Raw genomic sequence first — 22,342 nt, forward strand, 5'->3', positions numbered from 1 at the left:
GCGTGCTCCCCTGAGAGCTACAGGCGAGGCCGCTGTCCACAGGCGCGCACCTGTCCACAGTCCCGCCCTGCCGACCCCGTCGGCGGGCGCGACCCGACGACCCCCGCGTCAGACTCGATGCGTGAGCCATGATCCCCGTACCCGGAGGCGCCCGCTTGCTGGCCGAGTCGTGCCGCCGCCCGCACCCCGGGCGCTCGCCCTGGCCCTCGTCGTGCTCGGCGTGCTCGCCGCCGTGTGGTGGTCCGGCCAACCGCCCCGCTCCGTCCCGGGCAGCCCACCGCGGGAAGCGGTGGGGGCACTGCTCGACGCGGTCGAGGTGGTGGAGTCGCGGAACCCCGCTCCCGGGTACGAGCGGGACTGCTCGGGGGCGTCCGCGTGCGTGTTCGGCCCGGCCTGGAGTGACACCACCGGGGCGCCGGGGTCCCGAAACGGGTGCTCCACCCGTCACGATGTCCTGGCCCGCGACCTCGTCGGCGGCACCAGGACGCCCGGGGCACGGTGCGAGGTGTCTGGCGGAGTCCTGACCGATCCGTACACCGGCAGGCTCGTCGACGTGGGCACCACGGGGGTGCGCGGCATCCACGTCGACCACGTCTACCCGCTCTCCGCGGCGTGGGACCTGGGCGCGTGGTCGTGGCCGGCCGGGCGACGTGCCGCGTTCGCCAACGACGTCGACCGGAACCTGCTCGCCGTCGCAGCGTCGGTCAACACCGGCAAGAGCGACTCGACCCCGGCGGACTGGCTACCCCCGGATCCCGGTCGACACTGCTTCTACGCCTCCCGGTACCTCACCGCGGCCATCGCCTACGGCCTGCCGGTGACGAGGGCCGATCATGACGCTCTCGCGGGCGCGATCCGGCGGTGCCCGCCCGGCCCGTAAGGCCCGGCGTCAGTGGCGGTCCGGGCCCCCGCCGGAACGCCCGCGGAAGCCACCACCGCGGCGGTCGTCGTCACCGCGGCGGAAGCCCCCACGGTCGTCGCGCTTCTCGTCACGGCCGCCGCGCCGGTCACCACGGTCACCACGGTCATCGCGTCGGGGTCCGCCGCCACGCGGCTTGCCGCCCCTGTCGTCCCGGAACGACGACGGACGACCCGACGGAGCGCCGGAGTCGGGGCGGATGTCGATCTCGGAACCCCCGACCCGGATTCCCTTCATCGAGTTGAGCTGGTCCGCGGGGAGATCCGCCGGCAGCTCGACGATCGAGTGGTCGAACCGGATCGAGATGCGTCCGATGTCACCGCCCCGGAGCCCGGCCTCGTTGGCCAGGGCGCCCATGATCGAGCCGGGCTTGACGTTGTTCCGCTTACCCACGGCGATCCGGTACTGCCCCATGTTCTTCCCCGACCGCGACGGACGCGGCCCGTCCGAGAAGTCGCGTGCCGGCCGCTCGCGACGGTCGTCCCGGCGCGGCGGGCGCTCGGGCTCCCGCATGAGGAAGTCGTCCGAGTTCCGCGACTGGGTCGCCAGAGCGGCGGCGATGTCGGACATCGAGACCGAGTGCTCGGAGGCGTACTCCTCCACCAGTCGGCGGAAGAGCGCGATGCTCGGGTCCTCGAGGCTCTCGGTGATCGACTGTGCGAACTTGGCCATCCGCATCTCGTTGACGTCGTCCACGCTCGGGAGCTGGATCTCGGTCAACGGTTGGCGGGTGGCCCGCTCGATCTGGGAGAGGAGCCGGCGCTCGCGCGGGGTGACGAAGAGCAGCGCCTCACCGCTCCTACCGGCGCGACCGGTCCGGCCGATCCGGTGGATGTAGGACTCGGTGTCGTGCGGGATATCGTAGTTGACGACATGGCTGATCCGGGGGACGTCGAGACCCCGGGCGGCCACGTCGGTGGCGACGAGGATGTCCGTGCGACCGTCCTTCAGCGCCTCGATCGTGCGCTCACGCAGGTTCTGCGGGATGTCGCCGTTGATGGGCGCGGCGGAGAACCCCCGTGCACGGAGTCGCTCTGCCAGCTCCTCGGTGGCGGACTTCGTCCGGACGAACAGGATCATCGCGTCGAAGTCCTCGACCTCGAAGATCCTCGTCAGAGCGTCGAGCTTGTCCCGGTGGTTGACCAGGACGTAGCGCTGCGTGATGTTCGGCGCGGTCGACGTCTTCGACGCCACCTTCACCTCGGTCGGATTGGTGAGGTACTTCTGCGAGATCCGCCGGATGGCGGCGGGCATGGTCGCCGAGAACAGGGCCACCTGGGTCGTCTCCGGGGTGTCCGACAGGATCCGCTCGACGTCCTCCTGGAACCCCATCGCGAGCATCTCGTCGGCCTCGTCCAGGACGAGGTGCCGCAGACCCGACAGGTCCAACGTGCCCTTCTTCAGGTGGTCGATCACACGCCCCGGGGTGCCGACGATGATCTGCGCACCGCGCCGCAGCCCCGAGAGCTGGATGCCGTAGGCCTGCCCGCCGTAGATGGGCAGGACGTTCACCTGCGGCATGTTCGCCGAGTACGTGACACAGGCCTCGGCGACCTGGAGGGCGAGCTCTCGGGTCGGCGCCAGGATGAGGGCCTGGGGGCTCTTCACCGCCGGGTCGATCAGCGACAGGATGGGCAGCGCGAACGCGGCGGTCTTACCGGTGCCGGTCTGTGCCAGGCCGACCACGTCACGCCCCTCGAGGACCAGCGGGATCGTCGCGGCCTGGATGGCGGAGGGGACTTCGTAACCCACGTCCCTGACCGCCTGCGCGACCGCGGGGGCCAGCCCCATGTCGGCGAACGTCACCTCGGGCTCGTCCTCACCGCCGGCTGCAGGGGCGGCGGCGCCGGTGCGCGCGGGCGCGGCCGTGTCCGCAGCGCCGTTGTCCGCGGCGCCATTGTTCGCGGCGCCGTTGTCCGCGGCGGAGGCTGGTTCGGGATTGCTGGCGTCGGTGTCGACCTCGTCGCCGGCGGTGGCGGTACGGTCCTCGTCGTTGTTCTCCATGAGGTTTTACATTCTACGGCGTCAGGGGGCTGTTGAGCGACACGGCTGCCGCAGGTCACTCCCCCGTGGTCACCGGGTTCGTGGCCTCACGGGTCTCCTCGGCGATGATCCACGGGATCGCGGCCCCCAATAGGAGCACGCCGGACACCGCGAACCCCGCCTTGTAGCCCAGCAGGTCCACCACCAGCCCCACCACGACCGGTCCCAGGATCGCTCCGGAGTCGCTGGCCATCTGGAAGGTGGCGAGGACCTTGCCGCCTGCCCGGTCCGCGCCGATCACGTCCGCGACAGCGGCCTGTTGCGACGGGTTGAGGATCCCGGCGCCCATCCCGGCGATGACCGAGGCCGCCACGAGCAACGGCACGGTGTCACACCAGCCCAGGACGAGGGTGGTGACGCCGGAGATCACCAGACCCAGGATCACCATCGGACGTCGCCCGTACCTGTCGGACAACCACCCGGCCGCGGAGACCACCGAGGCGGTCCCCACCGCGAACGACGCCAGCGCGGTGCCGGCGATACCGGCGCCGGCATCGAAGTTGGCCGCGGCGAACAGCGGGACGATGGCGACCCGCACACCGAACGAGGTCCACCCGTTGACGAAGCTGGAGATCAGCGCGGCGCGGTACCCGCTGTGCCGTAGCGCCTCGGCGACCGGGAGGGGTTCCTGCTCGGGGGACCCGTCGTCGGGTGAGGGCCGTCGGCCCCCGCGGAGGAAGACCGCCACCACGCCGGTCGCCACCAGCAGCGTGCCGGCGTAGACGAAGAACGGGATGCGCATGCCGAAGCCCGCCAACAATCCGCCCAGAACCGGACCGCCGATATTGCCGATGAGGAACGCGGTCGCGTACAGGCCGGCGATCCGTCCCCGGGCGCCGGGCGGGGACAATCTGGTGAGCAGGGCCATCGCGGAGATCGTGAACATCGTCGACCCGAGACCGCCGAGACCGCGGAAGACCAGGAGCTGCCAGTAGTTCTGCGCCAGCCCGGTCGCCAACGTGGAGACCACCACGATGAGGAGACCGGACATGTAGACCCACCGCTCGCCGAGTTTGTCGACGAGGAACCCACCGGCCGGCGCGAACACCAACCTGAAGAACGCGAATGCGCTGACGATGACCGACGCCGCCGTGACCGACACGTCGAAGCTGCGGGCGAACTGCGGCAGCACCGGGGCGACCAGACCGTAGCCGATCGCCACGGCGAACGCGGCCGCGACGAGGACCCAGACGTCCGCGGGCAGGCGGGTCCGCGCAGACGGCGTCGGATGTCCGGTGAGCGCGCCCCTCACGCGGATCGGAGCACTCGGGCGAGCACGTCGGCACCGAAATGCAGTGCGTCCACCGGTACCCGCTCGTCCACGGCGTGGAAATGGCCGAAGACGTCGAACTCGTCGGGCACGCGCAGTGGGACGAACCCGTAGCCGTCGATCCCGAGCGGGGCCAGATGCTTGTTGTCCGTGCTGGCGGGCAACAGGTACGGCACGACCATGGCATCGGGGTCGGATTGCCTGACGGCCTCGCGGATCACCTCCACGAACGGGGCGTCGGCCGGTGCGGCGATCGGTGGTTCCCAGATCCACTCGACCGTCACGTCGGGGCCGAGCTCCTGCTCGATCTCGGCACGGAACGTGTCCTCACCTCCGGGGAGTACTCTGCAGTCGATCTCCGCGCGTGCCTCGGTGGGGATGACGTTGGTCTTGTACCCGGCGGACAGGACCGTCGGTGAGGCGGTGTGGGACAGCGAGGCGGAGACGAGGGGCCCGAAGTGCCCGAGGACCTCGAGCCGATCCGGCAGTTCGGCGACCTCGCCGCTTCCTCCGGCCAGCCGACCGACCGCCGCGGCCAGCGCGGTGTTTGCCTCGGTCGGCTGCACCGGAAAGTCGAGATCGGCCACGCGATGAACCGCCCCGGCGATCGCGGCGACGGCGTTGTCCCCGGTCGGGCGGGACGCGTGTGCGGCGGTCCCGTGTGCGGTCACCGTGGCCCAGGCGACGCCCTTCTCGGCGACGGCGATCGGGTAGAGGCGGCGGCCGTCGACCGGTACCGACCAGCCCCCGACCTCGCTGAGCGCCTGGGTCATGCCGTCGAAGATCTCGGGCCGCTCCCGGACCACCCACTTGGCACCCATGATCCCCGCGGCCTCCTCATCCGCGAAGAACGCGAGCAGCAGCGGCCGCCGGGGCAGGATCCCCTCCCGGCGGTAGTGGCGGACCACCGCGAGCATCATGCCGATCATGTTCTTCATGTCGACGGTGCCTCGTCCGTAGAGCCAGCCGTCGCGGATCTCACCGGCGAACGGCGGGACGGTCCAGTCCTCGGCGACTGCGGGGACGACGTCGACGTGTCCGTGCACGACCAGTCCGCCCGCGTCCGGGTCGGCTCCCTCGACCCGGGCGAACAGGCTCCCTCGTCCGGGAACAGACTCCACGAGTTCGCTGGAGATGCCGACCTCGTCGAGGTACTCGGCGATCCGGCGGCACACCCTCGTCTCGCCGTCGCCGATCGTCGCGGGGTCACCGGTGTTGGTCGAGTCGATCGACACGAGGTCCGCCGTGATCGCGACGGCCTCGGCATGCATCCGCTCCCGCGCCTGCCCGGACATCTGCTGGGCGTCGGTCATCCGAAACACTTCCCTTCACCACGGTAGGTGGGCCAGCGATCCACCACGACGGGCCCGTCAGCAGTCTCGTCCACCACGTGGAGAGTGTCGAACCGCTCGCACAGTTCCCCCGCCTTCGCGTGACGCCACCATGCGCTCTCGCCGATGGCCACCTGCCCCCGCACGGGCGTCTGGACCTCTCCGGCCCCCTCCCGACCGAGGTATCGCAACCCCGCCGGGGCGGCGGGCACCGGGAGCCGGTCGCGCCCCGGGACGCCGGACGCGACGTATCCCCCGTACAGGAACGTGGTGAGACCACGGGCCGGCGTCCGCACGGCGGGCAGTGCGAACAGCAGCGCCGGCCGCGGGGTGAAGGTCCGATAGGCGTCGAACAGCCCCGGCACGTACAGTCCCGATCCCGCGGTGACCTCGGTGACGGCGGGCGCTCCGGCGCTCTCGGCGACGGACCCGGATCCCCCGGAGTTGATGATCTCCGGCGGTGTCCCGGTGATCGACTCGATCGTGGACGCCACCGCCGGTCGCACATCCCGCAGCCGCCGCATCGAGAGCCGTTTGACGACGCCGATCCCCGGCACGTCATCGGGCACCCCGGCCACCTGCGCCTCGTAGAACATCGCGCCCACCACGCGGAAGCCGGTGGCGACGGCCCGCCGTACCAGCGGCTCGACGTCGTCCGGTCCGCGTAGCGGGGAGCGGCGCACGCCCAGGTGGACGGACCCCAGCCGGAGGGAGCAGTCGACGTCGATGCACACCCGCGCCCCGGACGCCCCCGCCTCCCGTGCGATCTCCAGCTGGCGCGGATGGTCGATCATGAGTGTCACGCAGTCCAGCGCCTGCGGATCTGCTCCGAGGCGTCCCAGGGCCGAGCGGTCGACGGTGGGGTACCCCATCAGGACGTCGTCGCACCCCGACTCCACCAACCACAACGCCTCGTCCAGCGAGTAGGCCATGATCCCGCGGACGGAGTCGTCGCCGCGCAGCCGGTCGCCGAGCACCTCCCGCAGCACGCCTCGGGATCTCACGGACTTGCTCGCCACCCGGATCCTGGTGCCCCCTGCCCGGCGGCGTAGGTCGTCCACGTTCGCCCGCAGACTCGGCAGGTGCAGAGCGGCGAGGGGCGCGTCGAGGCCCGCGGTCGCGACCCGGAGCGAGTCGACGACCACGGGGAGGCCGTCCGCCTCCCTGCTAGGCACCGTCGACCGGTCGCGCGTCCCGTACGACGAGGTCGACCGCCCGGTGGAGGAGGTCGTTGGCCTCGTCGTCGTTCCGGTAGATCTGCCACCGCAGGCTGATGCCGGTGATGATCGACAGGACGACGCGCACCATGTCGTCGAGGCCCATCGCCCACTGCACGTCGGCGGACTGCGCCGTGCGCTCGAGCACCGAACGCACTATTGCCTCGTTGGATTCCTGCTGGTCGCGGGCCAGGCCGACTTCGGGCAGCCCGTGGGTCCTCAACGAGTACGACACGATCTCGTAGGTGAGGAGCTGCCGGTCGGGCGATGCGGAGATCACCGCCCAGATCAGGTCGATCGCCTCGTACAGCCGTCGCCGCAGGCCCTCGGTGCCCCGGATCCCGGAATCGAAGTCAACGCTCACGAAGGCCCGGGCGGCCTGGTGGACCTCCGAGTTGACGGCGCCGATGACCTCGCGGAGAAGCTCTTCCTTATCCGTGTAGCAGTAGTGGACGACCCCCAGCGACACGCCCGCCCGTTCGGCCACGCCGCGGACGGTCACCGCACCCAGTCCGTCGTGTTCGGCGATCTCAAGGGCGGCCTGGAGGAGCTGCGCCCGGCGCTGATCGGCAGGAAGTCGTCTGGTCACGCGTCCATGGTACGACGACGACGTGGACGTGCACACCGTTCACCGCACCCGCTCCCCCGGCGTGCCGGGCGTCCGCCCCCACTCCGGGTCGATGGTCCAGGACCGCCTCCCGCCCCGCCTCGCGCGGGTACCCTCTCCTGCCATGACGACCTCGGTGGCCCCCTGGCAGAACTGGGCCGGCAATGTCCTGGCCTCTCCCTCGGGCCGGTCGCTCCCGACGACCGTTGCCGAGGTGAGCGACGTTGTCACGCGGGCGGCCGAGCGCGGAACCAGGGTCAAGTGTGTCGGCGCGGGCCATTCCTTCACGCCGGCGGCCGCGACGGACGGCGTGCTCGTGTCGTTGGACGACCTCGCCGGTGTGGAATCGATCGTGCCGACCCGTGGTGCTGACGGTCGCGTCGACGGCGCGGACGTGACCGTCTGGGCGGGTACCCGGCTGCACCGACTGGGACCGCTGCTGTGGGAGCTCGGTCTGGCACAGCCGAACCTCGGGGACTTCGCCGAACAGTCCCTCGCCGGGGCGGTGTCGACCGGGACCCACGGCACGGGATGTGCGGCACCGGGCCTGCCCGCCACGGTCGTCGGGCTCCAGATCGTGACCGCCGACGGTTCCGTTCTCACCTGTTCCCGCGAATCCGACCCCGAGGTGTTCGAGGCGGCCCGCCTCGGGATCGGCGCACTGGGGATCATCACCAAGATGACGGTCCGATGCGTCCCGGCCTTCGCATTGCGGGCCGAGGAGCGTCCGTGGACCCTGACCGCCGCACTGGCGGACCTGGAGGGTTTCGCACGTTCCGCGGACCACGCCGAGTTCTTCTGGTTCCCCCACACCGACGCGATCAACGTCAAACGCAACACCCGGTTGCCCGGGGACGCCGAGCTGCACCCGGTGGGACGCATCCGGGGTCTGATCGGCGACGAACTCCTCTCCAACGAGGTCTTCGACGTGGTGTGCCGGGCCGCGACCCGACGTCCGGCGCTGACCCCCCGGCTCAACCGGGTCGCCTCACGGGCTCTGTCCGCACGGGACTTCACCGACCGGAGCTACCGGGTCTTCGCCTCCCCGCGGCGGGTCCGCTTCCGGGAGATGGAGTACGCCGTGCCCGTCGCGGCGGCGGCCGGGGTGTTGCGCGACCTCCGCGACACCATCGACCGCTCCGGCATCGTCACCCCGTTCCCCGTGGAGGTGCGGTTCGCCGCCGCCGACGACGTGTGGATGTCCACGGCGTACGGGCGCGAGGTCTGCTACATCGCCGTGCACCAGTACCACCTGATGGATCACACCGAACTGTTCCGTCTCGCGGAAGGGATCTTCCTCGCCGCCGGCGGGCGACCGCACTGGGGAAAGATGCACACCCGCACCGCGGAGGACCTGTCCGCCATGGTGGACCGCTTCGACGACTTCGTGTCCGTCCGTGACCGTCTCGACCCGGAGCGTGTCTTCGGCAACGACTACACCGAGCGTGTGCTGCCCTGAGCCACCACCCCGCGCGCCTTACGTACGGTAGAGGTTCGAGCCCGGCCCGCCCCCGCGCCGCCTTGACCTCCAGGAGTGCCCAGTGCCCGATCGAGTGCCCGCTGAATCCGACGTCTCCGGCCCGGCCGCGGGGGTGATCACTGCCGCCCTGCGCCGGGCGATCCGGAGCCAGACCGGTGCCGCCCGCGCCTACGTACGCACACTCCGGGCCCATCACCCGGACGAGAGCCCGGCCCGGATCCGCGAGCGTCTCGACGCGCGGTTCCTGAACACCGTCACCGCGTCCGGTGCGGCCGTGGGTGCCACGGCCGCGGTGCCGGGTCTCGGAACCATCGTCGCCTTCGGCGCGATCGGCGCGGAGTCGCTGGTGTTCCTCGAGGCCGCCGCGTTCTACACGCTCGCCGTGGCCGAGGTCCACGGCGTGGACGTCCGCCACGACGAGCACGAGGAACTGCTGGTCATGACAGTCATGTTGGGTGCGTCCGGCACCGCCATCCTGGCCAACGCGGTCAGCTCGTCGGGAGGGGCGGCCACGGGCGGCTCGTTGGCCGGCCGTGCACTCCGGGTACCCGGGCTGAAGGAGATCAACCGTCGGATGATGACCCGCTTCGTCAGGAAGTTCGCCGTGAAGCGGGCAGGGCTCGCCGTGGGCAAACTGGCACCCGCGGGGCTCGGCGCCGCTGTGGGTGGATGGGGCAACCGGAAGCTGGGGCGGACGGTCGTGGAGACCGCTGATGCCGCGTTCGGCACGCCACCGGACTCGTGGCCCGCCACGTGAACCGGCCGTGACGGGCCGGGGGCATCCCCCTGTCAGGTGAGATCGGAGAGCCCGGCACGGGCAGAAGGTCTAGCCTGGATCTATTGACGTGTGAAACCCACCACAGAACCAGAGAGGCACCAAGAGATCGTGAGCAACAACGTCTCACAGTTCGGACAGAACCAGTGGCTCGTAGACGAGATGTACGAGCGGTTCGCCAAGGACCCGTCCTCCGTGGACAAGTCCTGGCACGAGTTCTTCGACGCCAACCCGGAGGCCGCCTCCTCCTCCGGTGGTGACTCGACCAACGGCACCTCCCCCGGCAGCTCGGGCGGAAAATCCGGCAAGAGCAGTCGGCCCCGATCGGGAGGTGGGAGCAGTGGGGAATCGGTCACATCAGACAAGAAACCGTCCGAGATCACCGTCGACGATTCCACCCCCGAGGCGTCCGCCAAGGACATCGCGGCGAAGCCCGCTGCCGACGCCTCGCCCAAGCGCAAGGCCCGCGGGGAGGGGGTGCCCGCCCCGGAGCACAAGTCGGAGACTCGGAAGAAGTCCGACACCGCGGCGACGAAGAAGCCGTCACGCCCCGAGTACGAGCCCCCCGCGGAGCAGGAGAGCAAGGTCATCCGGGGCGCGGCCAACGCGATCGTCAAGAACATGAACGCGTCGCTGTCCCTCCCCACCGCGACCTCGGTCCGCGCGGTCCCGGCGAAACTGATGGTCGACAACCGGGTGGTCATCAACAACCACCTCAAGCGCACCCACGGCGGGAAGATCTCGTTCACCCACCTCATCGGGTACGCCATGGTCCAGGCCGTCAAGGCCTACCCGAACCTGAACAACCACTACGAGGAGGTCGACGGCAAGCCGAACGTCGTCACCCCGAACGGGATCAACCTCGGTCTGGCGATCGACATGAAGACCAAGGCCGGCCGGTCCCTGGTCGTGGCCGCGATCCGCAACTGCGAGAAGCTCGACTTCCGCGGATTCCTCGACGCCTATGAGGACATCGTCGCCCGCGCCCGCGAGGGCAAGCTGACGATGGACGACTTCTCCGGCGTCACGATCTCGCTGACGAACCCCGGCGGAATCGGCACGGTGCACTCGGTCCCGCGCCTCACCGTGGGCCAGGGCGCCATTCTCGGCGTGGGCGCGATGGAGTACCCCGCCGAGTTCCAGGGCGCGAGTGACGAGCAGTTGGCCAACAACGCCATCGGCAAGATCACCACCCTCACCTCCACGTACGATCACCGGATCATCCAGGGCGCCGAATCCGGCGAGTTCCTGCGTGAGATCCACCGTCTGCTGATCGCGGACGAGTTCTACGACGAGATCTTCGACGTCCTCGGCATCCCCTACGAGCCGGTCCGGTGGCGTCAGGACATCACCGACCCGCGGGTGGACAAGGACGCACGCGTCCTCGAGCTGATCGCCGCCTACCGCGACCGCGGCCACCTCATGGCCGACATCGACCCGCTCGACGGGAAGCACGCCAAGCGGCGTCGCACGTTCCACCCGGACCTCGACGTCAACTCCCACGAGCTCACCCTGTGGGACCTCGACCGCAAGTTCTCCGTCGGCGGTTTCGTCGGCAAGGACAAGATGCGGTTGCGGGACGTACTGTCCGCGTTGCGTGCGGCCTACTGCCGCAAGATCGGTATCGAGTACACCCACATCCTCGAGAACGAGCAGCGCCAGTGGATCCAGGAGCGCCTCGAGGGGGTCGACGACAAGCCGACCGTCGCCGAGCAGAAGTACATCCTGTCCAAGGTGAACGCCGCGGAGGCCTTCGAGACGTTCCTGCAGACCAAGTATGTCGGCCAGAAGCGCTTCTCCCTCGAGGGCGCCGAGTCCGTCATCCCGATGATGGACGCGGTGATCGACGAGGCCGCCGAGTTCGGCCTCGACGAGGTCGTGATCGGCATGCCCCACCGCGGGCGGCTCAACGTGCTCGCCAACATCGTGGGCAAGCCCTACCGGCAGATCTTCACCGAGTTCGAGGGCAACATGGACCCCTCCGCCGCGCACGGGTCGGGTGACGTCAAGTACCACCTCGGGGCCGAGGGCATCCAGTACCAGATGTTCGGCGAGAACGAGATCAAGGTGTCGCTCACCGCCAACCCGTCGCACCTCGAGGCCGTCGATCCGGTCCTGGAGGGAATCGTCCGCGCCAAGCAGGACCTCATCGAGGATCCGGAATGGCGCTCCGAGTACCCGGTCGTGCCGCTCATGCTGCACGGTGACGCGGCATTCGCCGGACAGGGAGTGGTCGCGGAGACCCTGAACCTCTCTCAGATCGACGGTTACCGCACCGGCGGCACGATCCACATCGTCGTCAACAACCAGATCGGGTTCACCACGGCGCCCGAGGCCGGGCGCTCCAGCCAGTACTCCACGGACGTCGCCAAGATGATCGGCTCGCCGATCTTCCACGTGAACGGTGACGATCCCGAGGCATGCGTGCGGGTCGCCCGGCTGGCGATGGACTTCCGCCAGCAGTTCAAGAAGGACGTCGTGATCGACCTCGTCTGCTACCGCCGCCGCGGTCACAACGAGGCCGACGACCCGTCGATGACGCAACCGCGGATGTACGAGGTCATCGACGACAAGAAGAGCGTCCGCCAGTCCTACACCGAGGATCTGGTCGGTCGCGGCGACATCACCGAGAAGGAGGCGGAGAACGCTCTCCGCGACTTCCAGGGGCAGCTCGAGCGGGTCTTCAACGAGGTCCGCGAGCTCGAGAAGCACCCGGTGAAGGCATCCGAGTCGATCCTGCCCAACCAGCCGCTGCCCAAGCGCCTGGTGACGGCGGTGGACGAGTCGGTCATCCACGCCATCGGCGACGCCTTCGGCAACCTGCCCGCGGACTTCCACATCCACTCGCGGGTGAAGCCGGTCTACGAGGCGCGCCAGAAGATGGCCTACAACGGCAACATCGACTGGGCGTTCGCCGAGCTGCTGGCGATCGGTTCCCTCGTCCTGGAGGGCCGGACCGTGCGTCTCGCAGGTCAGGACTCGCAACGCGGAACCTTCACGCAACGCCACGCCGTGGTGGTCGACAAGACCACGTCGGAGCCCTACTCGCCCCTGCAGAACCTCGAGGACGCCGAGGGCCGCTTCGAGGTGTGGAACTCCGCACTCACCGAGTACGCGGGCGTCGGATTCGAGTACGGCTACTCGGTCGGGGACCCGGAGGCCCTCGTGCTGTGGGAGGCGCAGTTCGGTGACTTCGTCAACGGCGCGCAGACCATCATCGACGAGTACATCTCCTCCGGCGAGGCCAAGTGGGGTCAGAAGTCCTCCGTCACCCTTCTCCTGCCGCACGGGCACGAGGGGATGGGCCCGGACCACACGTCCGGTCGCATCGAGCGGTTCCTCCAGCTGTGTGCCGAGGGCTCGATGACCGTCGCGCAGCCGTCGACCCCGGCGAACTACTTCCACCTCATGCGTCGTCATGCCACCGACGGCATCAAGCGGCCGCAGGTGGTCTTCACGCCGAAGTCGATGCTGCGGAACAAGAAGGCCGTCAGCGCGATCTCGGACTTCACCAACGGCAAGTTCCGTTCGGTTCTCGACGACCCGACGTTCGCCGACGGTTCGAAGGACCCGGGCAAGGTCAAGACCATGCTGCTGGTGTCCGGCAAGCTCTACTACGAGCTCGCCGCCCGCCAGGAGAAGGAGGGCCGCGACGACATCGCGATCGTCCGGGTCGAACAGATCCACCCGGTGCCGCACCGCCGCCTGCGCGAGGCGTTGGACCACTACCCGAACCTCACCGAGGTCCGGTGGGTGCAGGAGGAGCCGGCGAACCAGGGAGCGTGGAGCTTCCTCGCCCTGGAGCTGCCCGAGCGCATCGAGGACTTCCCGCCCCTCAAGCGGGTCTCGCGTCGCCCGATGGCCGCGACCTCGACGGGTCTGAGCAAGGTCCACGCCGTCGAGCAGAAGGCGCTGGTGGACCAGGCGTTCGAGTGACCGCCGAATCGGAGGACTGCGGACCTCGAGTGACCGCGTAGGAGGAAGGGCCCGACCACCAGGTCGGGCCCTTCCTCGTGTTCCACCCCTCGCGGAGGTCAGTAACCGTGCTCGTCCAACCAGTAGTTCGCCAACGCGACGGGGGTCGCGGAACCGAATTCGACCCCCAGCAGGAGCTCGCGGACATCCTCGGTGGTCAGCTCCCCGCTGATGCGGTTCACCAGGGCGAGCTGATCCTCCGAGAGCGAGCCCTTGCGGAACACGGGCACGAGGTGCTGGGCGAGGACGGCGTCCTCGTCGTCGTCCAACGCGACGATGTCCTCCGGATGGAGGACGGGGTCGGCCGACTGGACCAGACCAACCCCGATCTCCCCCTCCCGCAGGGCGTCGAACACCGCGCGGGGGTTGGGCCCCAGCGCCACGCGACGGCCGAAACCGCAGTCGTAGGTGGTACCGACGGATGTGGCGAGCTCCCGATCCGCGAGCGCCTCCTCGCGTGCGCCGAGGGTGAACTCACCGCACCTCCCGGCCAGGTCGGACATCGTCCGCAGGCCTCGCGATTCCGAGATGTGCCGGGTGACCGCGTACACGGGGGCGTCCTCGGCGGGCGCAGGATCCGCCGCGGTCACGCCCTCCGGGAGGGCGGCCATCATGGCGGTGTACACCTCATCGGCCTCGACCTGGGTGGAGTTCTCGTCGAAGGTCCGGAGCAACTCACCGGTGAACCCGATCGTGAACGTCGCCTCCCCGGTCACCACGGATTCCACGACCTCGTCCTGGGTCCCGGCCTGCGGGCGGGCGGTCACCCGCGACCCCGACCGCACCAGGGCGTTGCCGTAGATATGACCGACGATCTCGACCTCGCCGAAGGATGCGGTCTCGACGACCACCACCGGATCGTCCCGGTGCGCGGGAACGATCGACGACTGCGCCTGGCAGCCGGACAGTGCCATCGCGCCAACCCCCGCGAGCACCATCGCGCACCGCCCCGCCCGATCCCCCGTCCGCAGCATCCGACCACGCCCTTCCTCACCCCGGCCGCGCCGGTCGGCGCGGATCACCTCGAGGGACAGTCTCCCAGCCACGCCCGCCGGTCGTCACTCCGAGGGCCCGCACGGCGGATATTGTCAGGCGAGACGAGGAAAGGGGACCGGGTGCCCGCGATCCCACCACGACGGCCGTCGACAATCCGAGCAGATGCCACGCCACGAGGCCCGGCCGGGTCGGCGCACCACGCGACCGTGGACTGCGTCGTCTACATCGACGGTGTCGGTGAACGCGGCCGGGTCCCGCACCGGGAGGCGATCCGCCGCGTGCGCGACAGCGGTCGAGGCTTCGTCTGGATCAGCCTCGACGCCCCGGGGCACGACCAGATGGAGGCGCTGTCCCGGGACCTGGGGCTGCACGAGCTCATCACCGAGGACGCGACCAGTGGCCGGCAGCGTCCCAAGTTGGAGGCCTACGACGACGCTCTCGTGCTCAACATGTCGACCGTGCGGTACCTGGCCCACGAGACGGTCACGCAGGTCAGCGACATCGTGTCCACCGGCGAGCTGATGGTGGTCCTGGGCCGGGACTTCGTGGTGACCGTCCGTCACGGGGACCAGATCACCCCCACCGACCTCGTCGGCGCGCCCGGGTACTCGCCGGAACGGTTCGCGATCGGGCCGGCGGCGGTGATGCACGCCGTGGCGGACCGTGTCGTCGACAGCTACATCGAGGCCGCTGAGGGGATGGCCGCGGACATCGACGAACTCGAGTCGGCGCTCTTCACGCCGCGCACCCGGGTGGACATCGAACAGATCTACGTCCTCAAGCGGGAGCTACTCGAACTGAAACACGTCATCGGGCCGTTGACCACGCCCCTGCGACGCCTGTCGGTCGATCATCTCGACCTCGTCCCTGCCGAGGCCCGCCACTACTTCCGCGACGTCCAGGACCACCACGCACAGGCGGCAGCGGTGGTCGCGACCCTGGACGAGCAGAGTACCTCGCTCGTCAGCGCGGCGGCGGCGATAGTCGGGGTCCAACAGAACACCGACATGCGCAAGATCTCCGCCTGGGTCGCCATCGCGGCCGTACCGACGATGATCGCGGGCGTCTACGGCATGAATTTCCGCCACATGCCGGAGCTCGAGGCGCGATACGGGTACTTCGTGGTGCTGGGGATCATGGTGGCGATGTGCGCCGGGCTCTTCCTGCTGTTTCGCCGGAACCGCTGGTTGTGATCAGCGGTTCAGCCCGGGGTTGACCGCCGAGCGCCCGGGATCGGTGACATCGATGCCTGCCTCCGCCCACGCCTCCTCCAGTTCCGCCGCGCCCTTCATCCGTACCCACGCCGCCTCCGTGTGGGTGACCGGAACGGCCCGGAACACGGTGACCGGAGAGGCGTCACCGGGCAACGGCACGTCCGGGATCTCCGGAGCCCGCAGGACGACCCCCGTGAACGACGCGCCCGGCCAGAGCGGCTCGCCCAGGTCGATCAGTGCTCCCTCCGACAGGACGAGGCCCTCCACCGCGGGTGCGGCCGCGAGCACCGCCAGCGCGCGGACCAGACCGTCCACCCCGCCACGCAGGATCAGACTCAGCTCCGCCCGCGGCGCGGTGGGGTCGGGAACGAGGGCCGAGGGGTCCCCCATCGGTTCGGCTGAGCACCCCAGCGAGACATACCGCACCACGCCGGACTCGATGTCCACGAACCGCAGGATCCTGATCGGTGACGCGCCGAGGAACGTCACCGACGCCTCCTGGGGCTCCGGGCCGTGGTGCTCGATCAGATGCGCCCGCACCGCGGAGAGCACGTCCGAGGAGCTCGTCGGACCGCCGGGCAGCACTACTTCAGCCCGAGGCGGGCGAGCTCGTCGCGCACCCGTTCCGCGTTGGCGGGCTCGCACAGGACGTCGTACCGTCCCGCGACGAGCTGCGAGGTGGACGCGAAGTCACGCTTGCCGCGGGTGGCCGCGTAGGACAGCGAGGCCGAGACGACACCGAACACCGACCCGCCCACCAGGCCCGTCAGGACGACTCCCCACATGGGCTGCGTGAAGATGCCGAGCAACAGGCCGATGAACAGCCCGAGCCAGGCGCCGGTGGCCAGGCCACCGAGCAGGACCTTGGGCCATGTGAGCCGGCCGGTCACCCGCTCGACCTGCATCAGGTCCACTCCCACGATCGTGACCTCGTGGACGGGGAACTCCTCGTCCGCGAGATGGTCGACCGCGGCCTGGGCCTGCGCGTAGGTGGGGTACGACCCGACCACCCAACCGGTCGGCGGCGTGGGCAGGCCCGGGGTCTGTCCACCCCGGGTCCTACCGCCTGCCGGATTCACGGGAGAGCTCATGATGTCCGTCCTTCCGGGTCCGTTCCTGCACCGGCCTGATCCGTCACGGTCATCCCGCCCGCACGACCCCGCGCGGACACGACCAGCGCCATCTTACGACTGGCCTCGTCGAGCATCTCGTCGCCGAACATCACCGCACCGCGAGCACCTCCCTCGACGGACGTCGACCGCGCGTAGGCCTCGAGGATGGCCTCGGCCTGGTCGAACTCCTCCTGGCGGGGGCTGAACACCTCGTTGCCCGCGTCGACCTGCGCCGGGTGCAACACCCACTTGCCGTCGAAGCCGAGTGCTGCGGTGCGGGCGGCCGCCCGGCGGAACCCCTCCACGTCCCGCACCTTGAGGAAGGGCCCGTCGATCGCCTGGAGGCCGTGGGCGCGGGCGGCGACGAGGATGGTCATGAGTACGTGGTGGTAGGCGTCACCCGGGGCGTAACCCTCCGGTTGCTCCCCGACCGTGAGGGTGCGCATCCCGACGGAGGCCATGAAATCGGCCGGACCGAACACCAGCGTCAGGACACGGGGACTGGCCGTGGCGATCTGATCGATATTGGTCAACCCCAGGGCGTCCTCGATCTGGGGTTCGATGCCGATGTGCCCGACCGGTAGTCCCGCCGCCTTCTCGACCTGGGTCAGCACCAGGTCGAGGGCGACGACCTCCGCCGCGGAGCGCGCCTTCGGCAGCAACAGTGCGTCGACGCGGGCACCCGCGCGACCGACTATCTCGGTGACGTCCCGCACCGTGTACTCGGTGTCCCACGCGTTGACGCGCACCACGACCGTGGGCGCGGCGAAGTCCCCGCCGTTCAGGGCGGCCACCACGTTCTGGCGGGCCTCCTCCTTGGCGGGACCCGCCACCGCGTCCTCGAGATCCAGGAAGACCTCGTCCACCGGCAGTCCCCTGGCCTTGTCGATCATCTTGACACTGCTGCCGGGCACGGCCAGTACCGTGCGCCGGGGACGGGCACGGAGTTCGGAGAGCGCCGCGGCGGCGTCCTCCGATGGCGCGGGTGTCGCGTGGGGGGCTGCGGTCATCGTGAGTGGCACTCCCTTACGTCCGGTATGGCGGGCGGGCGCCGCCCGTGGGTGACTAGCCTGGTCGACATGGCGAACCTCAACAAGGCCTTCGTCGCCAGGCTAGCCGGACTCCCGGTGATCGGCCCTGACGGGGACGACATCGGACGGATCCGGGACGTCGTGGTGACGATGCGGTCGCGGCACAAGCCCCCCCGGGTGATCGGACTCGTGGTCGAGCTGCCCACGCGTCGCAGGATATTCGTGCCGATGCTCAGGGTCGCCTCGATCGACCCCCGGTCCGTCTCCCTGGTCTCGGGAACCATCAATCTGCACCGGTTCCAGTCCCGACCCGGGGAGAACCTCGTGCTGGGAGCGTTGGTCGACTCCGTGATCGGAGTCGAGCGGGACCAGGTCGGTTCGGAGAAGTCGGGCGGCGACCAGAAGGACATCCGTTACCAGGTGGTCGACGTGGAGATCGAGCGTCAGCGTTCGAGGGACTGGCTCGTCTCCCGACTCGCCGTACGCGCACGACGCGGGCGCGCCTCGCTCGGCCGCCGCGGCGAGGTGTCGATCCACCCGTGGAGCCGAATCCGGGGCCTCGACGACGACGCGATCGGCACCCCGGAACACAGTGCCGAGAGCCTGGTCGAGCACTATGCCGACATGCGCCCGGCCGACGTCGCGAACGCCCTGCGGGAACTGCCGGAGGTCCGTCGGCTGGAGGTCGCCAGGACACTGGACGACGAGCGATTGGCCGACATCCTCCAGGAGCTGCCCCACGACGAGCAGACCGAGATCGTCACCCGGCTCGAGCTGGAGCGGGCGGCGGACGTGCTCGAGGCGATGGACCCCGACGACGTGGCCGATCTGCTCGGTGAGTTGCCGGAGCAGGACGCCGAGTCATTCCTGGAACGCATGAACCCCGAGGACTCGGCTCCCGTCCGGCGTCTGCTCACGTTCGACGCGGACACCGCGGGCGGGCTCATGACCCCCGAGCCGATCATCCTGTCTCCGCAGACGACGGTGGCCGAGGCCCTCGCCCACTGCCGCAACCCCGACCTCAGCCCGGCCCTGGCCAGCCTCGTCTTCGTCGTGAGGCCCCCCACCGCGACACCGACGGGCAAGTACCTCGGATGCGTCCACATCCAGGCGCTGTTGCGGGAGCTGCCGTCGATGATGGTGGCCGAGACCGTCGACACCAGCCTGTCCACGCTGCGCCCGTCCGACTCGACGGACGCCGTGACCAGGTTCTTCGCCACCTACAATCTCGTGTGCGGGCCGGTGGTCGACGACGAGGGACACCTGCTCGGCGCGGTGGCGGTCGACGATCTGCTGGACCATGTGCTCCCGGACGACTGGCGGGACATGGACCTGCACGACGACAGGGAGGCGACCCGATGAGCGAGCCCACCGTGCGGTCCTCGCTCTCGATGCCGGTGACCTCGCGCAGACCGAGGATCAGCTTCGACGCAGACGCGGTCGGCCGCTACAGCGAGTCCGTCGCGCGGTTCTTCGGGACCGGCACATATCTGCTGATCCAGACGATCATCGTGATCGTCTGGATCATCATCAACGTCGCGGTGGTCGCCCTGCGCTTCGACCCGTATCCCTTCATCCTGCTCAACCTCGCGTTCTCGACGCAGGCCGCCTACGCCGCTCCGCTGATCCTGCTCGCACAGAACCGGCAGGAGGACCGCGACAAGGAGTCCGTCAGGGAGGATCGCCTCCGCGCCACGCAGACCAAGGCGGACACCGAGTTCCTCGCCCGGGAACTCGCCTCGGTCCGGCTCTCCGTCGGTGAGACGGTCACCCGCGACTACCTCCGGCGGGAGCTCGACGACCTCCGTGATTCCGTCGAGCGGATCGAGACCCTCCTCTCCGGCCTCGAACCCGGGACGTGTAACGCCGATCACAACAAAACCGATTCAGACGTCAAGGGCCGGGGGTAGCCTCGGCCGGGACGGAACGTCGTGGGGCGCAGCACGTTCGCTGGGCCGACCGGGAAGTCGTAGGGGGAAGTCTTGCGCCTTTTTGCGCACAACGCCGATCGCCGGGTTCTGACCAGTGCCGCCGTTACCGCCAGCGCGATCGCTGTGCTGTCGGCCGTGGGACTGAACATGGACACCAGTCGCCCCGCGCCGCCGGACATCACTCCGCTGGCCGAGTACGCGCCCAGCACGCCGACGGTCACCGAGGCTCCCGCCACCTCCCGCACCATAGAGCCGTCCCCGGAGGAGGAACCGGCCGCCCCGGAGGACCCCGGCGCCGCCCACATCGAGCCGGCGACCATCCCGGACGGGCCGCTGGGCATCCCCGGCATCGCCCTCGACGCCTATCACCGCGCCGCGGACCGCCTCAATGCGGAGAAGCCCGCCTGCGAGATGGACTGGACTCTCCTGGCCGGTATCGGCCAGGTCGAGTCCAACCAGGGACGTGGTCGGTTCGACGTCCACGGCAACACCATCGGCCGCATCCTGGGCCCCCGCCTCGATGGGAGCCTTCCGGGAACCGCCGTCATCACCGACACGGACGGGGGCCGGTTCGACGGCGATGCGGAGTTCGACCGCGCGGTGGGCCCCGTGCAGTTCATCCCCTCGACCTGGGCCGGTCTCGGTCGCGACGCCAACGACGACGGGGTGGCCGATCCGAACAACATCTACGACGGCGCGCTGTCGGCGGCGTCCCTGCTGTGTGGGCAGGGGGGATCGATGGCCGATCCCGCCGCCCGCACCCGGGCGGTCCTGGCCTACAACAACTCGCTGGCCTATGTCGCCAACGTGAACGCCTGGGCCCACGGCTATGCGGTCAACGCCGTCCCGCTGCCGTCGGACCTGCCGGAGATCCACCAGCCCGAACCCACCATCGAACCCCCGGAGCCGCCCGAACGATGCCCCGAGGGGTGGGAGGGCGAGCCCACCGAGGCACCCGAGCCCGTTGCTCCGGGTGAGCCCGAGGCCCCGGTGCCCGGTTGCACGGAGGTCGAGTCCCCGACGACTCCGGCCCCGCCCGCGCCCAGCGCCTCGCCTTCGCCGTCGGCGACGCCGACTCCGACGCCGTCGCCCGAACGCCCGGCGCCTCCGGCGGTGGCGCCCCCGGCTCCGGCGCTACCGGGTTTGCCCGTGATCGAGTTGCCCTGCATACCTCCGTTCTGCGTGCCGCCGCCTGCCTGAATCGTCACCCGGTGCCGTGACGCCTAGACTCGGGGCATCATGAGTGCACCCAGCGAAGAACTGATCCGGGCCGCCCTGGCGAAGGTCGACGACCCGGAGATCCGGAAGCCGCTCACGGAGCTCGGCATGGTCAAGGGTGTCGAGGTGGACCCCGCCACCGGCCGGGTCGACATCGGCATCTACCTGACCGTCGCCACCTGTCCGATGCGGGACACCATCACCGACCGCGTCCGCACGGCGGTGGCCGACGTCCCGGGCGTCGGCGAGATCGCTGTCGAGCTCGACGTGATGAGCGACGAGCAGCGCACCGAACTGCGCAAGCATCTGCGCGGGGATGCCGCGGAGCCCGTCATCCCGTTCGCCCAGCCCGGCAACCTGACCCGCGTCTACGCGGTCGCCTCGGGCAAGGGAGGGGTCGGCAAGTCCACCGCGACGGTCAACCTCGCCACGGCCCTCGCCTCGCGGGGGCTCTCCGTGGGTGTACTGGACGCCGACATCTACGGCCACTCGATCCCTCGGATGCTGGGGACCGACGCGCGGCCGACCCAGGTGGAGCAGATGATCCTGCCGCCCGTCGCGCACGACGTGAAGGTCATCTCGATCGCACAGTTCACGAAGGGCAACACCCCGGTTGTGTGGCGCGGGCCCATGCTCCACCGGGCGTTGCAGCAGTTCCTCGCGGACGTCTACTGGGGTGATCTCGACGTCCTGCTGATGGACCTGCCCCCCGGCACGGGCGATGTGGCGATCTCGATCGCGCAGCTCATCCCCTCCGCGGAGATCCTCGTGGTCACCACGCCCCAGCAGGCTGCCGCAGAGGTGGCCGAGCGGGCCGGATCGATCGCGCTGCAGACCCGTCAGCGCATCGCGGGTGTCATCGAGAACATGTCATGGCTCGAGCTGCCCGACGGCACCAGGATGGATGTCTTCGGCACCGGCGGCGGTGCCGAGGTGGCGGCCAATCTGTCCCGCTCGGTCGGTGCACCCGTCACGTTGCTCGGTCAGGTCCCCCTGGAGCAGGCCGTGCGCGAGCACGGGGACGAGGGCACGCCCATCGTCCTCGCCGAGCCGGATTCGCCGTCCGGGCGCGCATACCGCGAGATCGCGGACGGTCTGGCCGTGCGCCCCCGGGGCCTGGCGGGGATGAACCTCGGGATCGACACCACCCGGCACCTCTGACGGACGGCGACGGCCGGGGGCTCAGCCCCCGGCCGTTCGTGCCGTCTGTCCGCCGCGGGTCG

General features: G+C 69.9%; 18 protein-coding genes. 9 read left to right on the forward strand and 9 right to left on the reverse strand.

Features of this window, described 5'->3' with window-relative positions; all coding sequences use genetic code 11:
- Positions 1–121: 121 nt before the first annotated feature.
- Positions 122–880: an HNH endonuclease family protein gene (locus AYO52_RS13625; RefSeq protein ID WP_172812175.1), complete on the forward strand. Its 759-nt coding sequence runs from the start codon at positions 122–124 to the stop codon at positions 878–880.
- 9 nt (positions 881–889) lie between these two features.
- Here AYO52_RS13625 and AYO52_RS13630 read toward each other — a convergent pair whose 3' ends face one another.
- From AYO52_RS13630 to AYO52_RS13650, 5 genes are read right to left on the reverse strand one after another with little or no spacing between them, the layout of a single operon-like run.
- Entirely contained in the window at positions 890–2,923 is a 2,034-nt protein-coding gene (locus tag AYO52_RS13630; RefSeq protein WP_067718381.1) for a DEAD/DEAH box helicase, read from the reverse strand.
- 55 nt (positions 2,924–2,978) lie between these two features.
- Complete coding sequence (locus AYO52_RS13635) at positions 2,979–4,214, reverse strand: MFS transporter (protein WP_067718383.1); 1,236 nt, start codon at positions 4,212–4,214, stop codon at positions 2,979–2,981.
- Positions 4,211–5,545, reverse strand: a complete 1,335-nt coding sequence (locus tag AYO52_RS13640) for a M20/M25/M40 family metallo-hydrolase (protein ID WP_067718385.1) — start codon at positions 5,543–5,545, stop codon at positions 4,211–4,213. The genes AYO52_RS13635 and AYO52_RS13640 overlap by 4 nt, the downstream gene beginning before the upstream one ends.
- Positions 5,542–6,738 carry an alanine racemase gene (locus tag AYO52_RS13645; protein ID WP_156523617.1) on the reverse strand — a complete coding sequence of 399 codons (1,197 nt, stop codon included), beginning with the start codon at positions 6,736–6,738 and terminating at the stop codon, positions 5,542–5,544. The genes AYO52_RS13640 and AYO52_RS13645 overlap by 4 nt, the downstream gene beginning before the upstream one ends.
- Entirely contained in the window at positions 6,731–7,369 is a 639-nt protein-coding gene (locus AYO52_RS13650) for a TetR/AcrR family transcriptional regulator (protein ID WP_067718391.1), read from the reverse strand. Before AYO52_RS13650 ends, AYO52_RS13645 begins: the two co-directional genes overlap by 8 nt.
- A 142-nt stretch (positions 7,370–7,511) precedes the next feature.
- On the opposite strand from AYO52_RS13650, the gene AYO52_RS13655 reads away from it, so the two are divergent.
- From AYO52_RS13655 to AYO52_RS13665, 3 genes are all read left to right on the forward strand, one after another.
- Complete coding sequence (locus AYO52_RS13655; protein ID WP_067718583.1) at positions 7,512–8,846, forward strand: D-arabinono-1,4-lactone oxidase; 1,335 nt, start codon at positions 7,512–7,514, stop codon at positions 8,844–8,846.
- Between the two features lie 82 nt (positions 8,847–8,928).
- Positions 8,929–9,624, forward strand: a complete 696-nt coding sequence (locus tag AYO52_RS13660) for a hypothetical protein (protein WP_067718393.1) — start codon at positions 8,929–8,931, stop codon at positions 9,622–9,624.
- Between the two features lie 129 nt (positions 9,625–9,753).
- Positions 9,754–13,578: a multifunctional oxoglutarate decarboxylase/oxoglutarate dehydrogenase thiamine pyrophosphate-binding subunit/dihydrolipoyllysine-residue succinyltransferase subunit gene (locus AYO52_RS13665; protein WP_172812176.1), complete on the forward strand. Its 3,825-nt coding sequence runs from the start codon at positions 9,754–9,756 to the stop codon at positions 13,576–13,578.
- A gap of 98 nt (positions 13,579–13,676) precedes the next feature.
- Here AYO52_RS13665 and AYO52_RS13670 read toward each other — a convergent pair whose 3' ends face one another.
- Positions 13,677–14,663 (reverse strand): glycine betaine ABC transporter substrate-binding protein, encoded by a 987-nt coding sequence (locus tag AYO52_RS13670; RefSeq protein WP_253702165.1) that lies wholly within the window; start codon positions 14,661–14,663, stop codon positions 13,677–13,679.
- A 69-nt stretch (positions 14,664–14,732) separates the two neighbouring features.
- Here AYO52_RS13670 and AYO52_RS13675 point away from each other — a divergent pair, with 69 nt between their 5' ends.
- Positions 14,733–15,806 carry a magnesium and cobalt transport protein CorA gene (locus tag AYO52_RS13675; protein ID WP_067718396.1) on the forward strand — a complete coding sequence of 358 codons (1,074 nt, stop codon included), beginning with the start codon at positions 14,733–14,735 and terminating at the stop codon, positions 15,804–15,806.
- On the opposite strand, the gene AYO52_RS13680 is transcribed toward AYO52_RS13675, so the two are convergent.
- The 3 genes from AYO52_RS13680 to AYO52_RS13690 are packed head-to-tail and all read right to left on the reverse strand — an operon-like array spanning position 15,807 to position 17,949.
- Positions 15,807–16,379 carry a suppressor of fused domain protein gene (locus AYO52_RS13680; protein WP_067718596.1) on the reverse strand — a complete coding sequence of 191 codons (573 nt, stop codon included), beginning with the start codon at positions 16,377–16,379 and terminating at the stop codon, positions 15,807–15,809.
- Positions 16,380–16,411: 32 nt separating this feature from the next.
- Complete coding sequence (locus AYO52_RS13685) at positions 16,412–16,918, reverse strand: general stress protein (protein WP_167457806.1); 507 nt, start codon at positions 16,916–16,918, stop codon at positions 16,412–16,414.
- The gene (locus tag AYO52_RS13690) at positions 16,915–17,949 is read right to left on the reverse strand and encodes a CoA ester lyase (protein ID WP_082924019.1); all 1,035 of its coding nucleotides are present in this window, start codon (positions 17,947–17,949) and stop codon (positions 16,915–16,917) included. Before AYO52_RS13690 ends, AYO52_RS13685 begins: the two co-directional genes overlap by 4 nt.
- A 69-nt stretch (positions 17,950–18,018) precedes the next feature.
- Between AYO52_RS13690 and AYO52_RS13695 the strand changes: the two genes are divergently transcribed.
- The 4 genes from AYO52_RS13695 to AYO52_RS13710 all read left to right on the forward strand — a co-directional run bounded on the left by AYO52_RS13695 (position 18,019) and on the right by AYO52_RS13710 (position 22,280).
- The gene (locus tag AYO52_RS13695; protein ID WP_067718399.1) at positions 18,019–19,332 is read left to right on the forward strand and encodes a magnesium transporter MgtE N-terminal domain-containing protein; all 1,314 of its coding nucleotides are present in this window, start codon (positions 18,019–18,021) and stop codon (positions 19,330–19,332) included.
- A complete protein-coding gene (locus AYO52_RS13700) occupies positions 19,329–19,880 on the forward strand; it encodes a DUF1003 domain-containing protein (RefSeq protein WP_067718401.1) in 552 nt (183 codons plus the stop codon). The genes AYO52_RS13695 and AYO52_RS13700 overlap by 4 nt, the downstream gene beginning before the upstream one ends.
- Positions 19,881–20,048: 168 nt before the next feature.
- On the forward strand, positions 20,049–21,101 hold the full coding sequence (locus AYO52_RS13705; RefSeq protein WP_253702167.1) for a lytic transglycosylase domain-containing protein: 1,053 nt from the start codon (positions 20,049–20,051) through the stop codon (positions 21,099–21,101).
- 39 nt (positions 21,102–21,140) lie between these two features.
- Entirely contained in the window at positions 21,141–22,280 is a 1,140-nt protein-coding gene (locus AYO52_RS13710) for an Mrp/NBP35 family ATP-binding protein (protein ID WP_067718407.1), read from the forward strand.
- Positions 22,281–22,342: the final 62 nt, after the last annotated feature.

Origin of the sequence: Dietzia sp. 111N12-1 (genome assembly GCF_001658045.1) — a bacterium.
Taxonomy (GTDB): Bacteria; Actinomycetota; Actinomycetes; order Mycobacteriales; family Mycobacteriaceae; genus Dietzia; species Dietzia kunjamensis.